Origin of the sequence: Pseudomonas sp. HMSC065H01, from assembly GCF_001815235.1 — a bacterium.
Classification (GTDB): Bacteria; Pseudomonadota; Gammaproteobacteria; order Pseudomonadales; family Pseudomonadaceae; genus Pseudomonas; species Pseudomonas aeruginosa.
The window spans coordinates 655-1,920 of sequence record NZ_KV819938.1; the positions used below are offsets into that span (position 1 = coordinate 655).

Annotated in this window: 2 protein-coding genes; both read right to left on the reverse strand. The window is 60.8% G+C overall.

Annotation, left to right across the window (positions count from 1 at the left end; all coding sequences use genetic code 11):
• Positions 1-453, reverse strand: a 453-nt coding sequence (locus HMPREF3014_RS32155) for a paraquat-inducible protein A (protein ID WP_070656326.1), incomplete at its 3' end; no start/stop codon positions are given.
• Positions 440-1,147 (reverse strand): paraquat-inducible protein A, encoded by a 708-nt coding sequence (locus HMPREF3014_RS32160; protein ID WP_011666770.1) that lies wholly within the window; start codon positions 1,145-1,147, stop codon positions 440-442. The genes HMPREF3014_RS32155 and HMPREF3014_RS32160, both read right to left, overlap by 14 nt.
• Positions 1,148-1,266 lie beyond the last annotated feature (119 nt).

Sequence of the window (1,266 nt, forward strand, 5' to 3'; positions counted from 1 at the left end):
GACGAAGATATCGAGCATCGACCAGCGCCCGATCCATTCGATGAAGCGATACATCAGGATACGCTGGCGGGCCGACATCGGCTGGTGCCGCTGTACCGAATAGAGCAGCAGGGCGATGCCCACCAGCTTGAAAGTAGGAACCAGGATACTGGCGACGAACACCACCATGGCGATGGGGAACATGTCGGCATGCACCAGTTCGACCACGCCCTCCATGATGGTGGCGGGCATTCCGCTGCCGAAGAGGTTGACCGTCATTATCGGCAACAGGTTGGCGGGTATGTAGAGAATCGCCGCGGTGATCAGCAACGCCCAGGTGCGCGTGAGGCTGTTTGGGCGCCGGGCGTGCAGCACCGCACCGCAGCGGCTGCAACGCGGATGCTCGTCCCCGTCGGCGCGATTCAACTGGTGGCACTCGCCGCACACCAGGATTCCGGCATCAAGCGCGCGCATCGTCGTCCTCGCCGCCCAGCGCTTCCCATACCTGGTGCGGCGACATGGTGACCTCCAGCCAGACCTGGGTGAACAGCAGCGCCACGAAACAGGCCAGGCCGACGCCCAGGCTGAGGTCGGCCATGTCGATCAGCTTGACGATGGAAACCAGGATGCCCATGAGGTAGACCTCGAGCATCCCCCACTCGCGCAGATGGTGATAGCCGCGGTAGAGCAGCATGCCGATGTGACGGGCGATACCGAAACGCACGCTGATCATCACCAGCAACTGGCAGAGCAACTTGACCAACGGGATCACCATGCTGCACAGGAATACTAGGATGGCGACGCCCTGCATGCCACTGTCGTAAAGACCGAGCACTCCCGTCCAGACCGTATCGCTGCGGGTCTGGCCGAGCAGGCTGAGATTCATGATCGGCAGGAAATTGGCTGGGATATAGAGAAATAGCGCCGTCAGAACCAGCGCGAAGCAACGGCGTTTCCATTGATGGCGATGCGCGGCCAACTCGAAACCGCAGCGCGGACAATTGGCTTTCTCGCCCGGTCCCAGGGGTTCCCGGCGCATCAACAGATCACACTCATGGCAAGCAACCAGTTCTTCCAGGGGAAGATCCTGCAGGCCACGGACATCGGTATCGGACATGAATGAGCTCGGCTGGATTTGTCGGCTATTGTAGACGAGCGCACAGTGCAAATCGCGTCTCCCATGCCCTCGGAAGTACGCCGCCCGGCAGCTCTCGAAGTTTTTCGATTACCGTCCGCAGCGCTGCTGGCTTGCCACTTTTCCGCGCGCAAAAGCAAAACCCCTGGTCA